Annotated in this window: 17 protein-coding genes; 13 read left to right on the top strand and 4 right to left on the bottom strand. The window is 48.2% G+C overall.

Features of this window, described 5'->3' with window-relative positions; all coding sequences use genetic code 11:
- Positions 1 to 35 precede the first annotated feature (35 nt).
- The 4 genes from ACR9Y8_RS28590 to ACR9Y8_RS28605 form a co-directional block, all read right to left on the bottom strand.
- Positions 36 to 596 (bottom strand): RNA polymerase sigma-70 factor, encoded by a 561-nt coding sequence (locus tag ACR9Y8_RS28590; protein WP_481216720.1) that lies wholly within the window; start codon positions 594 to 596, stop codon positions 36 to 38.
- Between the two features lie 42 nt (positions 597 to 638).
- A complete protein-coding gene (gene fabF / locus ACR9Y8_RS28595; RefSeq protein WP_481216721.1) occupies positions 639 to 1,883 on the bottom strand; it encodes a beta-ketoacyl-ACP synthase II in 1,245 nt (414 codons plus the stop codon).
- An 83-nt stretch (positions 1,884 to 1,966) separates the two neighbouring features.
- Positions 1,967 to 2,518, bottom strand: a complete 552-nt coding sequence (locus ACR9Y8_RS28600) for a TetR/AcrR family transcriptional regulator (RefSeq protein WP_481216722.1) — start codon at positions 2,516 to 2,518, stop codon at positions 1,967 to 1,969.
- Positions 2,519 to 2,588: 70 nt separating this feature from the next.
- Positions 2,589 to 3,620, bottom strand: a complete 1,032-nt coding sequence (locus ACR9Y8_RS28605) for a hypothetical protein (protein ID WP_481216723.1) — start codon at positions 3,618 to 3,620, stop codon at positions 2,589 to 2,591.
- 109 nt (positions 3,621 to 3,729) lie between these two features.
- On the opposite strand from ACR9Y8_RS28605, the gene ACR9Y8_RS28610 reads away from it, so the two are divergent.
- The 13 genes from ACR9Y8_RS28610 to ACR9Y8_RS28670 all read left to right on the top strand — a co-directional run bounded on the left by ACR9Y8_RS28610 (position 3,730) and on the right by ACR9Y8_RS28670 (position 18,949).
- Complete coding sequence (locus ACR9Y8_RS28610; protein ID WP_481216724.1) at positions 3,730 to 4,638, top strand: MFS transporter; 909 nt, start codon at positions 3,730 to 3,732, stop codon at positions 4,636 to 4,638.
- Positions 4,568 to 5,056 carry an MFS transporter gene (locus tag ACR9Y8_RS28615; RefSeq protein WP_481216725.1) on the top strand — a complete coding sequence of 163 codons (489 nt, stop codon included), beginning with the start codon at positions 4,568 to 4,570 and terminating at the stop codon, positions 5,054 to 5,056. Before ACR9Y8_RS28610 ends, ACR9Y8_RS28615 begins: the two co-directional genes overlap by 71 nt.
- A 679-nt stretch (positions 5,057 to 5,735) precedes the next feature.
- On the top strand, positions 5,736 to 6,443 hold the full coding sequence (locus tag ACR9Y8_RS28620; RefSeq protein WP_481216726.1) for a hypothetical protein: 708 nt from the start codon (positions 5,736 to 5,738) through the stop codon (positions 6,441 to 6,443).
- A 1,429-nt stretch (positions 6,444 to 7,872) separates the two neighbouring features.
- The gene (locus ACR9Y8_RS28625; RefSeq protein ID WP_481216727.1) at positions 7,873 to 8,109 is read left to right on the top strand and encodes a helix-turn-helix domain-containing protein; all 237 of its coding nucleotides are present in this window, start codon (positions 7,873 to 7,875) and stop codon (positions 8,107 to 8,109) included.
- A gap of 331 nt (positions 8,110 to 8,440) precedes the next feature.
- Positions 8,441 to 9,016 (top strand): AraC family transcriptional regulator, encoded by a 576-nt coding sequence (locus ACR9Y8_RS28630; RefSeq protein ID WP_481216728.1) that lies wholly within the window; start codon positions 8,441 to 8,443, stop codon positions 9,014 to 9,016.
- Positions 9,017 to 9,093: 77 nt separating this feature from the next.
- On the top strand, positions 9,094 to 11,325 hold the full coding sequence (locus ACR9Y8_RS28635; protein ID WP_481216729.1) for a heavy metal translocating P-type ATPase: 2,232 nt from the start codon (positions 9,094 to 9,096) through the stop codon (positions 11,323 to 11,325).
- Positions 11,326 to 11,331: 6 nt separating this feature from the next.
- Positions 11,332 to 12,393, top strand: a complete 1,062-nt coding sequence (locus tag ACR9Y8_RS28640; RefSeq protein ID WP_481216730.1) for a 2Fe-2S iron-sulfur cluster-binding protein — start codon at positions 11,332 to 11,334, stop codon at positions 12,391 to 12,393.
- 82 nt (positions 12,394 to 12,475) lie between these two features.
- Positions 12,476 to 12,694 (top strand): heavy-metal-associated domain-containing protein, encoded by a 219-nt coding sequence (locus ACR9Y8_RS28645; RefSeq protein WP_481216731.1) that lies wholly within the window; start codon positions 12,476 to 12,478, stop codon positions 12,692 to 12,694.
- 122 nt (positions 12,695 to 12,816) lie between these two features.
- Positions 12,817 to 13,227: an HYC_CC_PP family protein gene (locus tag ACR9Y8_RS28650; protein WP_481216732.1), complete on the top strand. Its 411-nt coding sequence runs from the start codon at positions 12,817 to 12,819 to the stop codon at positions 13,225 to 13,227.
- 78 nt (positions 13,228 to 13,305) lie between these two features.
- Positions 13,306 to 14,595: an efflux RND transporter permease subunit gene (locus ACR9Y8_RS28655; RefSeq protein WP_481216733.1), complete on the top strand. Its 1,290-nt coding sequence runs from the start codon at positions 13,306 to 13,308 to the stop codon at positions 14,593 to 14,595.
- 5 nt (positions 14,596 to 14,600) lie between these two features.
- Positions 14,601 to 16,535 carry an efflux RND transporter permease subunit gene (locus ACR9Y8_RS28660; RefSeq protein ID WP_481216734.1) on the top strand — a complete coding sequence of 645 codons (1,935 nt, stop codon included), beginning with the start codon at positions 14,601 to 14,603 and terminating at the stop codon, positions 16,533 to 16,535.
- Entirely contained in the window at positions 16,519 to 17,769 is a 1,251-nt protein-coding gene (locus ACR9Y8_RS28665; RefSeq protein WP_481216735.1) for a TolC family protein, read from the top strand. Before ACR9Y8_RS28660 ends, ACR9Y8_RS28665 begins: the two co-directional genes overlap by 17 nt.
- Positions 17,747 to 18,949, top strand: a complete 1,203-nt coding sequence (locus tag ACR9Y8_RS28670; protein WP_481216736.1) for a hypothetical protein — start codon at positions 17,747 to 17,749, stop codon at positions 18,947 to 18,949. Before ACR9Y8_RS28665 ends, ACR9Y8_RS28670 begins: the two co-directional genes overlap by 23 nt.
- The last annotated feature ends 7 nt before the right edge of the window (positions 18,950 to 18,956 follow it).

An 18,956-nucleotide genomic window follows, 5' to 3' on the forward strand; every position in this document is an offset into this window, starting at 1 on the left:
GGGAGAGAAAAAATTCTCCACGAAAATGCTACGTCTCAATGCGATATCCCCTGCAATGTGATCCGCAGCTGCTTCACCGCCTTGAAAAGCTGCGTCTCTACCGTCCTGGGAGACAATTGCAGGATCTCCGCCACCTGTTTGCAGCTAAAGCCTTCTTCTTTCACCAGTTTGAAGATCCGTTTACGTTCGGGGGGTAGCGCATCAACCGCCTGCTGCAGTTTGAATTGCAGCTCTTTCCATTCCGTGGCGTCTGCCGGACTGGCGGTATCTACCATATGGATCTCCTGGGTCTGGTCAGTACTGATCACATGATAAGTAGAAAACTTGCGCAGGTAGTTGAGCGACTGGTGACGCACGGCTGTAAAGAGGTAGGTTTCCACATGGGTGATCTCGCCGGTGGCGGCGCGGTTCATCCAAAGCTTCAGGAAAACATCTCCCACGATCTCTTCTGCCGGTTCACGGCTATGTACATAGGCGATACTGAAATTAACAAGGCGGAGGTACAGCAGTTCGAACAGGGCTTGAAATGCCTGCTGGTCGTTGCTGGTACAGACCTTCTGCCATAATGCGTACAGATATGTTTTATCGGCTGGCAAAATAAACGTGGAATTACAGGAACCCCACGAATATAGCAAAAATCAATTAATATCCCTGAAGACCACAATGCCGTTATGTCCGCCGAAACCGAAAGTATTGCTCATCGCTACTTTCACTTTCTTCTCTATTGCCTGTTGCAGTATGATCTGCAGGCCGCCGGGAATAAGCGGGTCCAGCTGTGTGGTATTAATGGTTGCCGGGACAATGCCATTTTTGATGCTCAGTATACACGCAATGGCTTCTATTGCACCTGCTGCGCCCAGTAAGTGGCCCGTCATGGATTTGGTGGCGCTGATATGCAGATGCCCTGGCTGGTCGCCAAATAGTTTTGTGATCGCTTTTATTTCGCTAAGGTCTCCTACAGGAGTGGAAGTAGCATGGGCGTTGAGATAATCCACCTGTGACGCATTCAATCCTGCATCTTCCAATGCCAGCTGCATGGCACGGTAAGCGCCGAGGCCTTCAGGATGGGTAGCGGTCATATGATAAGCGTCTGCTGTCATGGCGGCGCCGGCTACTTCTGCATAGATGTGCGCGCCACGCGCTTTCGCATGTTCATATTCCTCCAGTATAAGGGCGCCGGCGCCTTCTCCCATTACAAAGCCATCCCTTTCCACGTCGAAGGGGCGGGAGGCAGCAGCGGGATCATCGTTACGGGTAGACATGGCCTTCATGGCGCAGAAGCCGCCCACAGAAGCTTCTGTAATGGGTGCTTCAGACCCGCCTGTAACAATCACCTTTGCCTTTCCCAGGCGTATATAGTTCAACGCGTCCATGATGGCGGTATTGGAGGTGGAGCAGGCGGAAACGGTGGTATAATTGATGCCCATCATGCCATATTTCATGGAGATCATGCCCGAGGCCATATTGGCGATCAGTTTAGGCACGAAATAAGGGCTGAAACGGGGATTAAAGTCTCCCTGGGTATATTCCTCCACCTGTTCTTCGAAAGTCTGCATACCGCCTTGTCCGGAGCCCCAGATAACGCCTGCGTCAAACGGATCTATTTTAGACATATCCAGGCCGGCGTCCTTCATGGCCTCGTCGGTGGCGGCAAGGGCGTATTGTGTGAAAGGGTCTGTTTTGCGGATATCGGCTTTGTCCAGCAGCTGGTGTGGATCAAAACCTTTCAGCTCACCGGCAAACTGCGTTCTGAAGCGGCTGGGATCGAATTTAGTGATGCGCGCTGCGCCGCTTGTTCCATTTATCAGCTTGTCCCAAAAGGCGGCGGTAGTGTTGCCAATCGGTGTTAAAGCGCCTAGTCCGGTGATAACTGCTCTTTTCATGAGATGTATGTTTGTTTAAAGCTGTTAGCTATTAGCTGTCGGCATTTAGCTAAAAGCCAGCGGCTAATAGCTAGATGCTTTTTTTAACTCAGGTCTTTAGAAAGTTGTTTACTCATCCTCCCAAAAATATTGCCGCCCAGTACACGGGAATACAGCAGGGAAGACATCAGGTTAGACATCACCAGCAGCGCTCTGTCGTATGCATCGCCTTCAAAGCTGAACTTTTTGGTGGCCCTTCCGTTCTCCAGGCAGTCTGCCATCCAGTCAAGGATTCTTTTACACATTTCCTGTACTTTTTGTTGCATGGCCGGCGAAAAAGTATCGTAATCCGGTGTTAAAGAACCTACCAGGCAGATGCTGCCCTGTTTGCTACGCTGCTGGAAGGTACCCATCAGTTTTTTCAGCCGGGTGTCAGGAGGAAGCTTTTCCCATTGCTGAATGCAGTCGTTAAGCTTTGCTATTTCCTCTTCGATGACAGCGATACCCAGGTCGGCCTTATTAGGGAAATGGTAATGAACAGCGGCGTTCTTAATGTCCAGCGGAGCGGAAATATCTGCATAACTGAATGCATTAAAACCTTTTGTGCGAATGAGCTGGTCGGCCAGCGCTATGATCTTTTCCCTTGTGTCAGACATGTTCTTTGACATTCGAAGGTACAAAGATACTGACTGATTAGTAAGTAAGCAAATATGAAAAGTGGGAACTTCACGGCTGCTGTATCAGCAGGTCGTCCAGGAAAAGGCCGGCATCGGTGAAAAGCTGTTCTTTATAGGAGCGTTTCAGCTTGTCGAGCAGCAGGGCCATGTTAAAACCGGTGGCGTATGTATAATTGGCCGATTGGGCAGTTTCGTATAGCCATGTATTCTTCTCCAGCCGGAAATTACTGAATTGTTTATTGGAAGTGTAAAAGGTATCGCTCTTTTGCAGGGCTTTGTCAGGTGGCAGGGTACGGAAGCTGTTCATCAGCTGGTATTCCACATAGCGGGCGCTGCCTTCCAGTTTCTCATAGAATCCTTCATATTTGCTGATATCGTAGCGGAGTTTTTCCCGGCATAGCGCCCGTTTTTCCTTTCTTTTATTCCGGAAGAGCTGAAGGTAAGTGGCCATAGTAGTGCTGTCTGTACTGCTGGCTGCCAGTAACAGCAGGCCATTTTCCTCATCGGTCATTCGCTTGAACCAGCTGTTAGCCTTGTAAACACGGTGAAGGCTATCCGCAGTAACAGGGAAGACATTTCTCAGGTAGTAGTCCAGCATAGGCTCATGCCTGAACTGGAACCCGTGAAAGTATTCATGCAGTACCATGGTAGCCCATTCTTCGGTTGAGCCCAGGTCGGTAATCACTTTCTTAGTGGTTTCCGGGCTGCTGCAGAACATAAAAGGCGCCCGGAAGTTGAACACGGTGGTATCCAGCAGGTCCATACCGGTGCTCATCAGGAACGGCGTTTTGTTAATGCGTTCCGGTGTTTTGTAAACCTTGAGATCCGGAGACTGATAGATCTGTGCCGGGCGGATCATGGCCGTGAAACGCGGAGTGGGGTTGGTCACATAAGAGGCGGAATCTGTAAAGTAGACCAGCGGCACGTCGCCGGCTACAGTATTAAATCCGGGCCAGTATTGCTGACCCAGGGTAGTTTTTAAATGCATGATATAGCTGATCCGGCTGATCATTACTTTTTCTTCCCTGGTCGGTTTGAACGGAGATACTAATAGCAGCAAGCAAAGCACGATCAGTTTCATACAGGCAGTTTGAGTGGTCAAATTATAAAATTTGATGAAATAATGTGTATCTTAAAACGATGAATTCCACTATCCACTCTGTGAACATCCTTAAACAATTAATCCACTAATGAACAAACAACTTTTTACAGGCTGCCTGGTAGCTGCATTGGGCGGTCTCTTATTCGGTGCAGATACAGCAGTGATCTCCGGCGCAGAACAATCGATCAAGGAAGTTTTCCAACTGGAAGGTTTCTGGCATGGATTTACCAATGCGATCGCGCTGATCGGGACGATAGTAGGTTCTATCGCCTGCGGTATCCCACTGGACAAATACGGTCGTAAAAAAGTGCTGCTGCTGGTAGCAGTGTTCTATATTGTATCTGCTATCGGTTGCGGACTGGCCCATTCCTGGCCGGCCTTCCTGATCTATCGCTTTATAGGTGGTTTGGGTATCGGGGCATCATCCGTAGCAGGCCCGATGTATATTTCAGAGATAGCGCCGCCAAGGCTCAGGGGAAGGCTGGTAGCCCTGTTCCAGTTTAATATCGTGCTCGGGATCCTGCTGGCGTATTTTTGCAACTATTATATTAACAGCATTGTTGCGGCAGATGCCTGGCGCTGGATGTTGGGCGTGCAGGCGGTTCCTTCCATCATATTCTTTTTCCTGTTGTTTATGATCCCCGAAAGCCCACGTTGGCTGATGAAACGTGGAAATACAGGGGAGGCCCGCCAGGTACTGGCAGCACTGGGTAACACGGATGCGGATGCTATTGTGGCAGATATAGCAGAGTCTTTAAAAGAAGAACGCAGCGGGCATTCGGAGAAACTGTTTTCCCGCAAGTTTTCTTTCCCGATTATGTGTGCGGTGCTGTTAGCTACTTTCAACCAGTTCTCAGGGATCAACGCGATTATGTACTATGCGCCTCGTATCTTCTCTATGACAGGACTGGCAAGAGAATACCGCCTTGTTCCAGGCAGTACTGATAGGGGTCACCAATATGGTGTTCACCATCATCGCGATGTTTGTGATCGATAAATTTGGCAGAAAGACCTTGCTGATAGCAGGATCTGTAGGTATGGTGGTCTTTCTTGGATTAACGGCATGGGCATTTTATACGCAGAACTTCGGCGGGTATATGGTATTGGTGTACCTGGTAGGATTTATTGCCAGCTTTGCTTTTTCGCAGGGCGCGGTGATATGGGTATTCCTGTCGGAGATCTTTCCGAACTCAGTGCGTGCCAAAGGGCAGGCCCTGGGTAGTTTCACACATTGGTTCTGGGCTGCCGTGATGACGTGGTTGTTCCCAATGGTGGCGGAATTGTCTTATGGCGGGACCTTAGCGTTTAGTTTCTTTTGTGTGGCGATGATATTGCATTTGATATTTGCGGTGAAGGTATTGCCGGAGACGAAGGAGAGGAGCTTGGAGGAATTGGGGAAGGCGGTGACGCATTAAGAATGATAAAAGTATCATGAAGATATAGGCGTCCACACTATGCGGACGCCTATATTTTTTTGATAAAAATATTGTTAACCTGTGGGTAAATTTATGATAATAAAAAAGACAGATAGTTAATCTGAAGTTAATGGCATTGAAGTTATGCACCAGATTGTGTTACCGGATTTGAATTTTTCGATATGTTAAGAAGCCCAGCCGCGGCTAAAGGTATTATGTCTTTTTTCTGCCATAGTTGGCCTGACATCTAACCTCCGCCCAATGGTGTCAACAATACTCAAGCTTGCTGTGCGCAATAACAAGCGCGCTTTCCTTAGAACACGCTCACCAAATTGAAGCGCTGATTTACAATGTTCATCTTGCTGAACACTTCAAGTATGATTAAATTGGTTGTTGTATTTTTATGCATTTCAAATAAGAGCAGATATTGTGTGATTTACTTTCAAATTTTTCAGTACACTAGTTTACAGCAACACACATGGAATTACGGAAAGCGAAGAAGGTATTGCGGTTTACTTTCAAGTTTCTCAGTACATTAGGTCTACAGCAACAAAAAAAATCTACGATTAGTACATTTCAGTTGTGATTTACTTTCAAATTTTTCAGTACATTAGGTCTACAGCAACGCACCCTATATGCGTGGTAGTGCCGAAACACCGAAATTGCCAAAACTATCTCTATGGAGTTTTTAACAAAGTTGTTTGAATACTTTATCCCTACTAGTAGGACATTGCCGGCGAAAACGGCATTTATTATTGTAACCGGGTCTATCGTGATATTTTTAAATGACTACGTAGGGTTAAGTTATCACTATACGAATGGCAGAAAAATTACCGAAATAGAAAGGCTGAATGCCATTATAAAGGATACTATGACGGACAACCAGGGCAAAAAATATGCCATCGCCCTGCGCGATGAAGTTATGTCCCATCAATCTTTGTTTGATCGCATCGTATCATCCTTCAGTAAGACGGCGGCAAATAGCTCTGAAACAAGCCAAAAACCTACTGCGCCATCCACGCCAAACAGTATCCCCCCCAAAAGAAATAATTTAGTATTTATATTGACTTCTTCAGGAGTGTTTATAGCATTCGCAATCATTGCTATACCGTTGATGCTTATTGCTGGGGAAAACGGAAGCTTCATGCAAAACGTTGCTTTTGCTTTACTCACTACAGTTAGTTTTATGCTGATAGGCCTGGCCACTTACGCACTGGCATCTATTCTGCCACTATTTTTAAGATCTACCTGGCTGCTAAATTATTTCGTCAATATTATTCTACAAGCTGGTCTTATATATCTTTTCGTCAGATACAACGCATACTCTAAAAAGCAAGTGTTAGAGAAAGCAAAGAATAAAAGTTACGACACGTTCAATAAGTACTGAAAATGCAGCTATATGAATAAGTTGATGCTATTTACCCTACTGATCCTACCAGTGATTGTTAATTGTCAATAGGTTCGCATTACAATAGATGGTATTTCCGGGAGAGGCATAGTTTTAGCCGAGTTGTTATCTTCATGTAGAAGTAATCACAATAAGGATTATTCCGTAGTGAAACTTATACAGTAGTCCCGCTCAAGAAGCTGGATTGTTGATTTATATAGCAGTAATATTTTATGCGAGCTTCCAATTTGATTATACTTTTTTGCTGCATTTTGGTTTTTGAAATCCATAGGTATGATTTTTAAACGTTCAACAAGATTAATCGGAATGTTAAGGTAGTGATTAACAAAAGATAGGGGCTTGGAGTACTTGCGAACAAGCACATAAATGTAAACAGGAGTTAAATATATAGAAAATGTCTTCAATCAGCGAAATGTAATTAAAATAAAAAAAATTGATGCAGATCGAAGATCTTCAATGTAAGATGACAAACGTGCGCTGTAACCTGACAGATGTACCGTGACAGATCGGAGATGTTCGATGTAAGTTAACTCATGAGTTATGCAACCTGACAGATGTACTGTGACAGATTAAAGATATTCGATGTAAGATAACTCACAAGTGATGCAAGCTGACAGATCTTCCGTGTAAGCTGACAGGTATGTGACCCGCCCTAAAAAACTCGACAGTTCTGAGCGGTTAATAATAGAAGTGTTTGCAAGATAAAAGATTAATCCGATTCAATTTCTTTCCTAATTAGGTTAATCCTATTATGGTAGTAAGGACAAGCCAAAGTCCTGAGAAGGGGAAAAAGGATCCTTTCTAATCCTTTTTCCTCTCTGCAGGGCTTTGGCTTGTCCGGATACAGGCAACCGAGTTTGGAGTAGTGCCCCGTCCTAAAAAAAGATCGCTCAATATTCTCAATAGGAATTACGACATCTCAAAACTACTGCGCTGTTGCTCTCCAAGTGACCGCTTACATCGAACTATCAATGCCACCAAATCATACGCAAGATCATTCGCTATCTTAAGCAGAACCATTTGATCCTCTATACTACACATCTCCGGATACTGCCGATAAAGATTATACCAGGCCTCATTCCACCTACATTCGCTTATTGCAAAATCTTTAAAATTTTCATGAAGTTCCTGTATCCTTTCATTTAATGCTTCAAATACAGGAGTAAAAACGGGTTTGGACATATGGAATAATTTTTAACAACAATGGGATAATAAATTATAAACACAGCTTCTTTCGCATTAAATAGCATGATGGAAGCATTTAATGGCTGGGCTACACAAAATTTATACTGTTAATGAATAAAACATATAGAGAATTTATATGATGATAATGCTAAGGTAAACAAAATATTAATTGAGGGGTTAAAAACCCGCACATTTTTTATAAAATTCGTTCATCTTACCCACGATGAACAAGACAGATACCGAGATATTACAGCAATTTGGAGCAAACCTAAAAAAAGTTAGAATGGCTAAGGGTTATAGTCTGCGTGAGCTATATGCTTTGTGCGGTGTAGACAATAGTACCATTAGCAAAATGGAAAAAGGCGAAATAAACGTCACAATTTTAACCATCGTGAAGCTCGCCCAGGCATTAGAGGTCGACGTCGACGATTTAATATCCTCCAGAATCTTGAATATATAGTAAACGTGCTAGTAAGAAAGCCAGCCCGCCATCACTCCTCAGCCCATACTGCAATATTACACCCTCACCCCAAACAAAAAAAACAGCATGGCGGTTTTGGCGGAAATGGCGGAAATGTCTGCAACTTATAAGCAACCAACGCAAAACAGCCTGCTTTACTACCTCTTACTCCCCTCATTCCCCTATAAAACGCCATTTTCTCCCACTGAAACCCCGGTGCAACCCCGGTGAAACACCACCCCCCTATATCACTCGTAATATTACGATTATGTAAATCTTCCCCCTTATTATGTAACACTTATTCTCCCCAAACAGCCGAACTTTGCCCGTTATGCCGCAATACACGATACATATCAAGGGTATGGTCTGCCAGCGTTGTATCTCCTCTGTAAAGGAAACGCTGGAAGAATCAGGACTGGAAGTATTACATATTGACCTGGGAATCGTTACCATTTCTTCCAACCAGGCCCCAGACCGTCAATTAATCGCCCGGAAGCTGGAGGCCCTGGGATTCAACCTGCTGGAAGATAAACAACAGCTCCTCGTAGCGCAGATCAAAGCATTAGTCGCCACTGTATACTCCGGCGAATTCGATTTTCCAGAGGGCTTCCGCTTTTCAAAATACATCGCAGAACAACTGCATAAATCTTATGAAATATTAAGCAGCGCTTTCTCTGCTGCAGAAAGCACTACACTGGAAAAATACCTGATCGCTTACCGCGTAGAGAAAGTAAAAGAGCTGCTGGTATATACCCGTGCCACCCTGGCGGATATCGCCTTCCGCCTCGGCTTCAGCAGTGAAGCGCACTTGTCGCGCCAGTTCAAGGCGCAGACCGGCCTCAATCCTTCCTATTTTATCAAACTGCGCAAAGAGAAGATGCAATTAGGACAGCAAGCATCCAAATAAAATTATGTACATCTTTCCCTTTATTGTGTAAGGACCAACCCTGGCACTACGGGTAAATTTGCAGAAATAGACGAGACATGACTACAGCAACAATCATTATAAAGGATAAGACACAAAAAGCCACCTTCCCGGTGCTGGAAATGACCTGCGCGGCCTGTGCCGTAAGCGTGGAGTCCATGCTGAAATCTACCGAAGGTGTGCTGGATGCAGGTGTGAACTTCGCTAACCAGAGCGCCTGGGTCACTTATGATCCGGGTATAGCCACACCACAAACATTACAAAGCGCCGTACGCGCTATCGGGTACGACCTGGTAATAGATACCGAAAACCAGCAGGAAGTAAAAGAGACCGCACAACGTAAAGCTTATGATGCGCTGAAGAAAAGAACGATCTGGTCCTCCCTGCTCTCATTACCAGTGGTGATCATCGGCATGTTCTTTATGAACATCCCTTATGCCAACTGGATCATGATGGTGTTGGCCACCCCGGTGGTCTTTTATTTTGGCCGCTCTTTCTTTGTCAATGCCGCAAAACAGGCCAGGTTCCGCAAGGCAAACATGGATACCCTGGTAGCCTTGAGCACAGGTATTGCCTGGTTGTTCAGCGCATTTAACACCATATATCCCGCCTACTGGCACCAACGCGAACTGCATGCACACGTATATTTCGAGGCCGCCGCAGTGATCATTGCCTTTATTTCATTGGGCAAGCTGCTGGAGGAAAGGGCCAAATCCAATACTTCTTCCGCCATTAAAAAGCTGATGGGCCTGCAGCCGCAAACCGTAACAGTAGTGCATCACGGTGGCCATCAGCAGGAAGTTCCTATCGGACAGGTAAAAGTGAATGATGTGATCCTGGTAAGGCCCGGGACAAAGATCCCGGTAGATGGCGAAGTAACAGCAGGATCGTCTTATGTGGATGAGAGCATGATCAGCGGAGAGCCGGTACCGGTACAGAAAACAGCCGGTGCAAAAGTATTTGCCGGCGCCATTAACCAGCAGGGCAGCTTCCAGTTCAGGGCGGAGAAAGTAGGCGGAGACACCGTACTGGCACAGATCATCAAAATGGTACAGGAAGCGCAGGGCAGCAAAGCACCGGTACAAAAACTGGCTGATAAGATCGCCGGCATCTTTGTACCCGTGGTGATTGGCATTGCAATGCTTACCTTTGCGGTTTGGATGATAGCAGGAGGTGAGCATGCGTTTACCCACGCCCTGCTGGCTGCGGTAACAGTGCTGGTGATCGCATGTCCCTGTGCATTGGGACTGGCAACACCCACCGCCATTATGGTAGGCGTTGGTAAAGGCGCAGAACATCATATGCTGATCCGGGATGCCGAAAGCCTGGAGCTGGCGCACCGGGTGAATGCCGTGATCCTGGATAAGACCGGTACCATCACTGAAGGCAAACCGGCCGTCACCGATGTATATTTTACTTCGGATGAGCTGAAGCCGGTACTGCTGGCGATGGAATTGCAGTCGGATCATCCGCTGGCAACTGCTGTAATTCAGGTCTTACAGGAAGAAGGCGTAGGAGCGGTGACCTTAGACAGGATCGACAACCTCACTGGGCGTGGCATAAAGGCCGCGTACAAAGGCAGACAATTCCTGGCTGGTAACAGCCGCCTGCTGGAAGAGAATGGGATCCAGCTCGATACCACCATGGCAGCCAAAGCTGCCGCATGGCAGGAAGCTGCAAAGACGGTCATCACTTTTGCTGCAGATGGCAAAGCGATTGGCATCATTGCCATCGCCGATAAGATCAAAGCCACTTCACAACAGGCCATTGCTACCCTGCAGCAACGCGGCATCGATGTCTACATGCTGACAGGCGACCATGCGCAGACAGCCGCCGCAGTGGCCCGTGAAACCGGGATCCGTCATTATAAAGCTGGCGTAATGCCGGCAGATAAAGCAGCCTTTGTAAAAGAGCTGCAGCAGCAGGGCAAAGTGGTGGCCATGGTAGGCGATGGCATTAATGACAGCCACGCACTGGCGCAGGCAGACGTTAGCATTGCCATGGGCAAAGGATCGGATATCGCCATGGATGTGGCAAAGATCACGCTCATTACGTCGGATCTGAACAGTATACCACAGGTATTGCGCCTGTCCGGCAGCACCGTGCGCACCATCCGCCAGAACCTGTTCTGGGCATTTATTTACAACCTGGTAGGGATCCCGCTTGCCGCGGGTATTCTTTATCCGTTCAACGGGTTCTTATTAGACCCAATGATAGCCGGGGCCGCCATGGCGCTCAGTTCCGTATCGGTAGTGAGCAACAGTTTGCGGCTGAAGCTGTCCAAATTCTAAACGTACATGATGATTCAACGATATACCTGGAAAACCAGGGAGATAACATACCCGGCATCAGATGCAGTGACCATACATTTTGACACCAATGGGCAGGCTTTTGATTACTTGCCCGGGCAATATGTGAATGTATATATTACTATCAACGGAAAAGTAGAACAGCGTGCTTATTCTTTGTGCTCGTCTCCTTACCTGGACGAGGCCCCGGCTATTACCGTAAAACGGCTGGAAGGTGGCCTGGTAAGCAATTACCTCGCAGACCATGCCCACGAAATAACAACATGGGAAATTGAAGGAGCCTTAGGCATTTTTTCAGCAGATGCAGCTTGTTTTGAAAAAGAACACATACTGCTGGTAGGAGGAGGTAGTGGCATTACCCCGCTGTTCTCCATCGCAAAATCCCTGTTACATCGTTCTGCCGCAAAGGTGAGCATGGTATACGCCTGCCGCGTGCAGGAAAATACCCTCTTTTTTAAGGAACTGGAGGCGCTGGAAACCGCATTCCCCGGGCGCCTGCAGGTATATTACGCTTTTAGCAGGCATGACCGGCGCCAGGAAGCAGACTGCCGCTTGTATATCAATGAGCGCCTGAACCGGCTGTTGTTAAAGAAGCTGATCCATTCGATGATAGGGGATAAGCTGCAAGAAGTGGAATGGTTTGTTTGCGGTCCGGAAGGTTTGATCACGTTAACAGAGTCGGTAGCAGAGGCATTGGAAATACCGGCGCAGCAGCTGCGGAAGGAGTATTTCAACCCTGCAGCTGCAGCACAGGAAGTACAATTGCCGGATGTCAGCAATGAAGTGCTGCTGCATTTCTTTGAACGCAGCAACCTGTTGGAAGTATTACCTGGTAAAAGTATCCTGGATACAGCCCTGGAAGAAGGCATTCCGATGTTTTATTCCTGTAAGAACGGAACCTGTGGCCGATGTGCCGGTAAGCTGCTGGGCGGCAAGGTGCATATGAAAGCGAATTATGCCCTGCGGGATGAATTGCTGCAGGAGGGATATATCCTGCTATGCCAGAGCTTTCCGCTGGATAACGAAGTGACGGTAGCGGTGGATGATTAATTATGTAAAAACTATCCGCTATAGTGTAAAGCCGCCGTCTTCTCGCTGTCCTAACTTTGACTAAACTTAAAAGATTGGATGTATGAAAACGTTAAAATTTAAAACAAATATCAAATGTTCCGGTTGTGTAGCTACTGCTACTCCTTACCTGAACGAAGTGGCCGGACGCGATGGCTGGGAAGTGGATCTGCAAAGCCCGGAGAAAACCCTGGTAGTGGTGAGTGATAAAGTCGTTTCTGAAGCTGATATTATTGCCGCCATGCAAAAGGCAGGGTATAAGGCAGAACAATTCGAAGTTTAAGGTTGAAGTTTGAGGTTCGGGAGAGGTGTGCTGTCAGAGCTTACTATTCCTGAACCTCAAACCTTTAACAACCTCAAACCTCAAACTTCAAACTTCAAACAAAAAACAGTATTTTTGTTCATATGAAACGCTTCATTGCCGTCATATTAACCTTCATCTACCTCGGTACCGCCATGGGCGCCAACGTGCAATTGCATTATTGCATGGGCAAACTGGTAAAATGGGAACTGGGCGGCAATAAGAAGGACCGTTGTGACTCCTGCGGCATGAAGAAAGACCCGGCGGGCGCCAGCATCAGTAAAAAGAAATGCTGTGAAGACGAATATAAAGAACTGAAACTCAAGAAAGACCAGCGGGCAGCTGAAAATGTGCAGCCCTTCCTGTTGGTGCCTTCAATAGCAGCGCCCCTAACGGTATACGCTTTGCCGGACATCAAAGCGGTTTCCCTGGCTACTGAATTCCCCGTAGCCGCCGCACCACCCGGCATGGCCGATGTCCCCGTTTTCCTCCTGCACTGTAATTTCCGCATCTGATAAGATAACCCCTGCTTCCCTTTGCATCCTGCAAAGGACATTTCCTCTTTCCATTTTTATTACTAACAATTACTCTTTATGGTACATAAGATCATTGAATGGTCCTTACGTAACCGTTTCATCGTGATCGTACTGGCAGCCGCCCTGTTTGCCTGGGGATTTTTTGCCGTGAAAAAGAACCCGATCGACGCCATTCCGGACCTGTCTGAAAACCAGGTGATCGTATTCACAGAATGGATGGGCCGGGGCCCGCAGCTCATAGAAGACCAGCTTACCTATCCGCTGGTCACCAACCTGCAGGGCATTCCCAAAGTGAAATACGTGCGCGGTAATTCCATGTTCGGGATGAGCTTCATCTTCGTCATTTTTGATGATGATGCCGACATCTACTGGGCAAGGGAACGCGTGCTGGAAAAGCTTAGCACCATCACCCGGCAGCTGCCGCAGGGCGTATCGCCAACCCTGGGACCTGATGGCACCGGCGTCGGACATATCCTCTGGTACACGCTGGATGCGCCGGATATCGACCTGGGAGAACAAAGGGCTATACAAGACTGGTACGTGAAATTTGCACTGCAGAATGTACCCGGCGTAAGCGAGATCGCTTCTTTTGGCGGCGCCCAGCAGCAATACCAGGTCAGTCTTGATCCTAATAAGCTCCTCTATTACAAACTTAGTGTAGCAGATGTGATCAATGCCGTACGCACTAATAACAATGAATCCGGCGGCCGCAAATTTGAGCTGAGCGATATTGGCTATATCATCAAAACCAGCGGTTACCTGCAGTCTATTGAACAGATCAGGAACATCCCGGTTAAGAACCAGAATTCCATTCCCATCCGGGTAGCAGATATCGGCAATGTACAGATGACCGGTGAAACAAGGCTGGGCATCTTTGACCAGGACGGCAAAGGTGAAAAGGTAGGCGGCATTGTTGTGATGCGCTATGGCGAAAACGCAGACGCTGTAATAGACCGCGTAAAGGCAAAGATGAAGGAAGTGGCCAAAGGCCTGCCTGCCGGTGTACAATTCGATATCGTCTACGACCGCGGAACGCTCATCAGGGAATCTGTGAATTCCATCAAACGCACACTGGTGGAAGAGATGATCGTAGTATCCATCGTGGTGATCATCTTCCTCTTCCACTGGAGAAGCGCGCTTAGCATCATCATTCAGATACCTATTACCCTGGCCGCCAGCTTTATCCTGCTGAATGCATTCGGTATTTCTTCCAATATCATGTCATTAACCGGCATTGCACTGGCCATCGGCGTGATCGTGGACAACGGTATCATTATGAGCGAGAACGCCTATAAACACCTGGCAGAGCGCTATGCAGCCTGGCAGCAAAATAAACGGGAAAATTAAAGACTATGAACCGGCTTCGAAAAATATTCCGTAAAGAACCGTCCTGGATCAGCGAAGAAGAAAGGCTGGCTGTGATAGAACAATCCAGCAAACAGGTGTCCAGAGGCGTGTTCTTTGCCACTATCATTATCATCACCTCTTTTCTGCCAGTGTTCATGCTGACAGGGCAGGAGGGGAAATTATTCCACCCGCTGGCTTTTACCAAGACCTTCATCATGCTGGTAGACGCCGTGCTGGTGATCACCCTGGCGCCGGTGCTGATCTCCTTCTTTATGAAAGGCAGGTTCAGGCCCGATAACGCCAACCCGGTGAACCGCATCCTGGAACGTATATACGAACCGGTGATCCGCTGGGTATTGCGCTGGCGCAAGACCACCCTGGCCATTAACGTGCTGGCGCTGCTGATCTCCATCCCTCTGCTGAAAAGCCTGGGGACTGAGTTTATGCCGCCACTGGATGAACAAAGTATCCTCTTCATGCCCGTTACCCTACCGGATGTAAGCAATGCGGAGATCAAACGCATCCTGCAGGTGCAGGATAAGATCATTCGCGCGGTACCGGAAGTAGACAAGGTACTGGGCAAAGCGGGCAGGGCCAGTACCGCTACCGATAATGCGCCCATCAGCATGATTGAGACCATCATCATGCTGAAACCTAAATCAGCATGGCGGGACGGTATGACCAAGAAAGACATCATCAAAGAACTGGACGCCAAACTGCAGATACCCGGCGTGGTGAACGGCTGGACACAGCCCATCATCAACCGTATCAATATGCTGTCCACCGGCGTGCGTACAGATGTAGGCATCAAGGTGTTCGGGCAAAACCTGGATACCATCGCCGCCGTTTCAGAGAAAGTGAAGAAGGCGCTGGAAGGTACTGCCGGCGTACAGGACCTGTACGTAGAGCCGGTAACCGGCGGCAAATACTTGGCGATAGATATTAAAAGGGATGCCCTGGCCCGTTACGGACTGAACGTAGACGACGTGAACCAGACCGTAGAAACCGCCCTGGGTGGCGCTCCTATCGGCAACACCATAGAAGGGCGCAGGCGCTTTTCCATCAGTGTACGCCTGGCGCAGGACTACCGCAACAGCGTAGAACAGATCCGCCGGATCCCCCTGCGTTCTCCTGCATTTGGCGAGATCCCGCTGAGCGAAGTGGCCGAGGTACGCTTTGAGGATGGCCCGCCGATGATCAGCTCCGAAAACGCCATCCTGCGCGGCGCCGTGATGTTTAACGTAAGAGGCCGCGACCTGGGTAGCACTGTACAGGAAGCGATCAATAAGATCAATGATGAACAGCATATTTTACCGCAGGGATACTTCCTGGAATGGAGTGGTCAATACGAGAACCTCATCCGCGGTAAGCAAACCCTGATGTGGATTGCACCGGTAGTGCTGGTGATCATTTTCTTCTCCCTCTATTTCGCCTTCCATTCCATTAGAGAAGCCTTCTTAAGCCTCATCACCGTGCCCTTTGCGCTGATAGGCGGCGCTTATATCATCTATTTCTGGGGCGTGAATCTTTCAGTAGCGGTAGCAGTAGGCTTTATAGCCCTGTTCGGGATAGCAGTGGAAACGGGCATTGTGATGGTGATCTACCTGAACGATGCCATGCAACAGCTGGTAAAGCAGAAGGGTAATGCTGCTGAAACCATTACCCGTACCGACTTACTGGAATTTGTGGTGGCTGGCGCTGCCAAAAGGCTGCGGCCCAAGCTGATGACAGTATGCGTATCGCTGTTTGGCCTCGTGCCGGTATTATGGGCCTCCGGCGTAGGCACTGATGTGATGAAGCCTATTGTATTACCTATGATCGGCGGTGTACTGACCTCCTCCACGCATATCCTGCTGGTAACGCCACTGATCTTCTTAATGACAAAAGAATATGAATTACGCAAATACGGTAAACTGCAAGTCTATGCCACGCAGCATTAAAATAGTCATATGGTTGTTGTGCATACTGCCCTTACAGCTCCTGGCGCAGCAGCCCGTATTATCGCTGGATACTATCCTGCAGCGCATAGACCGGAACAACGTAAAACTCAGATCATATTCGCTGAAAGCGGATGCCTATAAATACAGCGCAGAAGCGTCTACCGCTTGGATGGCGCCGATGGTGGGCCTGGGAACTTTTATGACGCCCTACCCGGGACAGGATGTAATGGAAGAACGTGATAAAGGTAACCTGATGCTGGAAATAGAACAGGACATTCCCAACACTTCCAAACTGCGGGCAAAAAAACGTTACATCGCTTCGCAGGCTGAGATAGAACGCGTGGGAAGAGACGTCACCCTGAATGATCTGAAAGCGCAGGCCAAACGCCTGTACTATAACTGGCTGATTGCTGAAGAGCGCATCCGCGTGCTGCAGCGCAACCAGGAGATCATGGAAACGATGAAGAAGATCGCAGAAGTGAGGTACCCGTATAACCAGTCGCAGTTAGGCAGCATTTACAAAGTGACCAGCCGCGTGTCTGAAAATTACAACATGATCCACATGCAGCATGGGGTAATAGATAAAGCAAGGGCCTGGCTCAACAGCCTGATGAACCGTCCCGGACTGGAAGCTTTTGAGATCGATACAGCATTTACGCCGGTGTTCAGGCCTGCTGCCACGTATGATACTGCCACGCTGGCGGCTACCCGGAAGGACATACGCAAAATGGATGCGAACATCGAATCCATGCAGCTCAACATCAACTCCATGAAACTGGGCAAGCGCCCCGATTTCAGGGTACGCTTCGATCATATGAGACCCCTCGGAGACAACATGCCGAACGCTTATAGCGTAATGGGGATGGTTAGCATTCCTATTGCGCCCTGGGCCTCTAAAATGTATAAGAATGAAGTAAAGGCCATGGAGCTGAACGTACAATCCATGCAAATGGAAAAAGCGGGTATGCTGCAGGAAACGCAGGGCATGCTGTACGGTATGGAAACAGAGATCCTTTCCATGCAGGAACATATCGGCGCCACCGAATCAAAGATCCTGCCCTTGCTGCAGCGTACACTGGATGCAGACTTCCTTTCCTACCAGGAGAATAAGCTGGAACTGGCGGTGATCATCAACGATTGGGAAGCGCTCACAATGGCGCAGGCGGACCTGCTGAATGAAAAGCTCAGATATTACGAAATGATCGTGGAATATGAAAAAGAATTGTATCGCTAATATATTATTCCTGCCGCTAATGGCCTTGCTGCTGTTTGCCTGCCAACAAAGGAAAGCGGAGCAACAGGAACATCACGGGCATACAGCGCCTGCATATGCCTACGATAAGGACAGTTCACTAAAGCCCTTGCTTAAACCGGTGAACGAACAGGTGATCGCACAGATCCCTACTATACGTCCTGGCAAGCTGGAGCAGCCGCTTACCCGCAACCTGCAAGGCGTAGCGGTGTACGATACGCGTAGCGAAACAGGCATTGCCAGCAGGGTGGCAGGCCGCATAGAAAAACTGTTCATTAAATACAATTACCAACCTGTAAAACAGGGGCAGTTGATCATGCAGATCTATTCACCTGAGTTGGTTGCAGCACAAAGAGAACTGTTGTTCATCGCCGCAGGCAATGATGATCCTGCGCTGCTCAATGCAGCAAAGCAACGGCTTTTGTTGTTGGGTATGACCACACAGCAACTGGAACAGGTACTGCGCAGCCGTCAGCCCGCTTACAGCGTATCCGTCTACAGCAATGCCAGCGGGTATATTATTGACAAGGCAGCTAAAGCTGCAGTGAGCACTACGATAGTGGCTGCTCCTGCAGCTGGCAACGATATGGGCGGAATGAATGCGGCATCCCCCGCGCCATCTTCACAGTCTGCTGCTCCTGCTAGTGGCACGCCGGTCATGCTCCGTGAAGGACAATATGTAAGCGCCGGGGAAAATCTCTTTACCGTATACAAAGCAGATAAGCTGGTGGGAGAGTTTGCAGTAGCAGCTGCTCTTGCAGCAGAGATCAGTAAAGGCCAGGCCCTCACGCTGCAAAGCCTGGCAGACAGCAGCAAAAGTATAGCAGCCACTATCGGCCTGATACAACCTGTTTTCCGCAATGGAGAGAACTTTATGCTGCTGCGGGCATACCTGCAAGGGCAGCCATTTAAAGCCGGTGAGCTCTTGAAAGCCGGCATCCCGGTAAACACAGCAACAGGTGTATGGCTACCGGCTGCCGCAGTTTTACAGCTGGGCGACCGCGATGTGGTATTTAAGAAAGAAGGGCGCGTGTACAAGCCTCTTACTATTCATACAGGCATGAAAGCAGGTGGGTATATCCAGGTGCCCGACAGCACAGCCGCATGGGATGTTGCTGCCAACGCAGCTTACCTGGTAGACAGTGAAAGCTTTATAAAATGATCACGAC

This window comes from Chitinophaga sp. SVR4-12A, from assembly GCF_056754765.1.

Excerpts from the sequence above, each read along its gene's own strand:
- fabF (WP_481216721.1), bottom strand. The coding sequence starts at position 1,883 with ATGAAAAGAGCAGTTATCACCGGACTAGGCGCTTTAACACCGATTGGC.
- ACR9Y8_RS28600 (WP_481216722.1), bottom strand. The coding sequence starts at position 2,518 with ATGTCTGACACAAGGGAAAAGATCATAGCGCTGGCCGACCAGCTCATT.
- ACR9Y8_RS28605 (WP_481216723.1), bottom strand. The coding sequence starts at position 3,620 with ATGAAACTGATCGTGCTTTGCTTGCTGCTATTAGTATCTCCGTTCAAA.
- ACR9Y8_RS28610 (WP_481216724.1), top strand. The coding sequence starts at position 3,730 with ATGAACAAACAACTTTTTACAGGCTGCCTGGTAGCTGCATTGGGCGGT.
- ACR9Y8_RS28620 (WP_481216726.1), top strand. The coding sequence starts at position 5,736 with ATGGAGTTTTTAACAAAGTTGTTTGAATACTTTATCCCTACTAGTAGG.
- ACR9Y8_RS28625 (WP_481216727.1), top strand. The coding sequence starts at position 7,873 with ATGAACAAGACAGATACCGAGATATTACAGCAATTTGGAGCAAACCTA.
- ACR9Y8_RS28630 (WP_481216728.1), top strand. The coding sequence starts at position 8,441 with ATGCCGCAATACACGATACATATCAAGGGTATGGTCTGCCAGCGTTGT.
- ACR9Y8_RS28635 (WP_481216729.1), top strand. The coding sequence starts at position 9,094 with ATGACTACAGCAACAATCATTATAAAGGATAAGACACAAAAAGCCACC.
- ACR9Y8_RS28640 (WP_481216730.1), top strand. The coding sequence starts at position 11,332 with ATGATGATTCAACGATATACCTGGAAAACCAGGGAGATAACATACCCG.
- ACR9Y8_RS28645 (WP_481216731.1), top strand. The coding sequence starts at position 12,476 with ATGAAAACGTTAAAATTTAAAACAAATATCAAATGTTCCGGTTGTGTA.
- ACR9Y8_RS28650 (WP_481216732.1), top strand. The coding sequence starts at position 12,817 with ATGAAACGCTTCATTGCCGTCATATTAACCTTCATCTACCTCGGTACC.
- ACR9Y8_RS28655 (WP_481216733.1), top strand. The coding sequence starts at position 13,306 with ATGGTACATAAGATCATTGAATGGTCCTTACGTAACCGTTTCATCGTG.
- ACR9Y8_RS28660 (WP_481216734.1), top strand. The coding sequence starts at position 14,601 with ATGAACCGGCTTCGAAAAATATTCCGTAAAGAACCGTCCTGGATCAGC.
- ACR9Y8_RS28665 (WP_481216735.1), top strand. The coding sequence starts at position 16,519 with ATGCCACGCAGCATTAAAATAGTCATATGGTTGTTGTGCATACTGCCC.
- ACR9Y8_RS28670 (WP_481216736.1), top strand. The coding sequence starts at position 17,747 with ATGAAAAAGAATTGTATCGCTAATATATTATTCCTGCCGCTAATGGCC.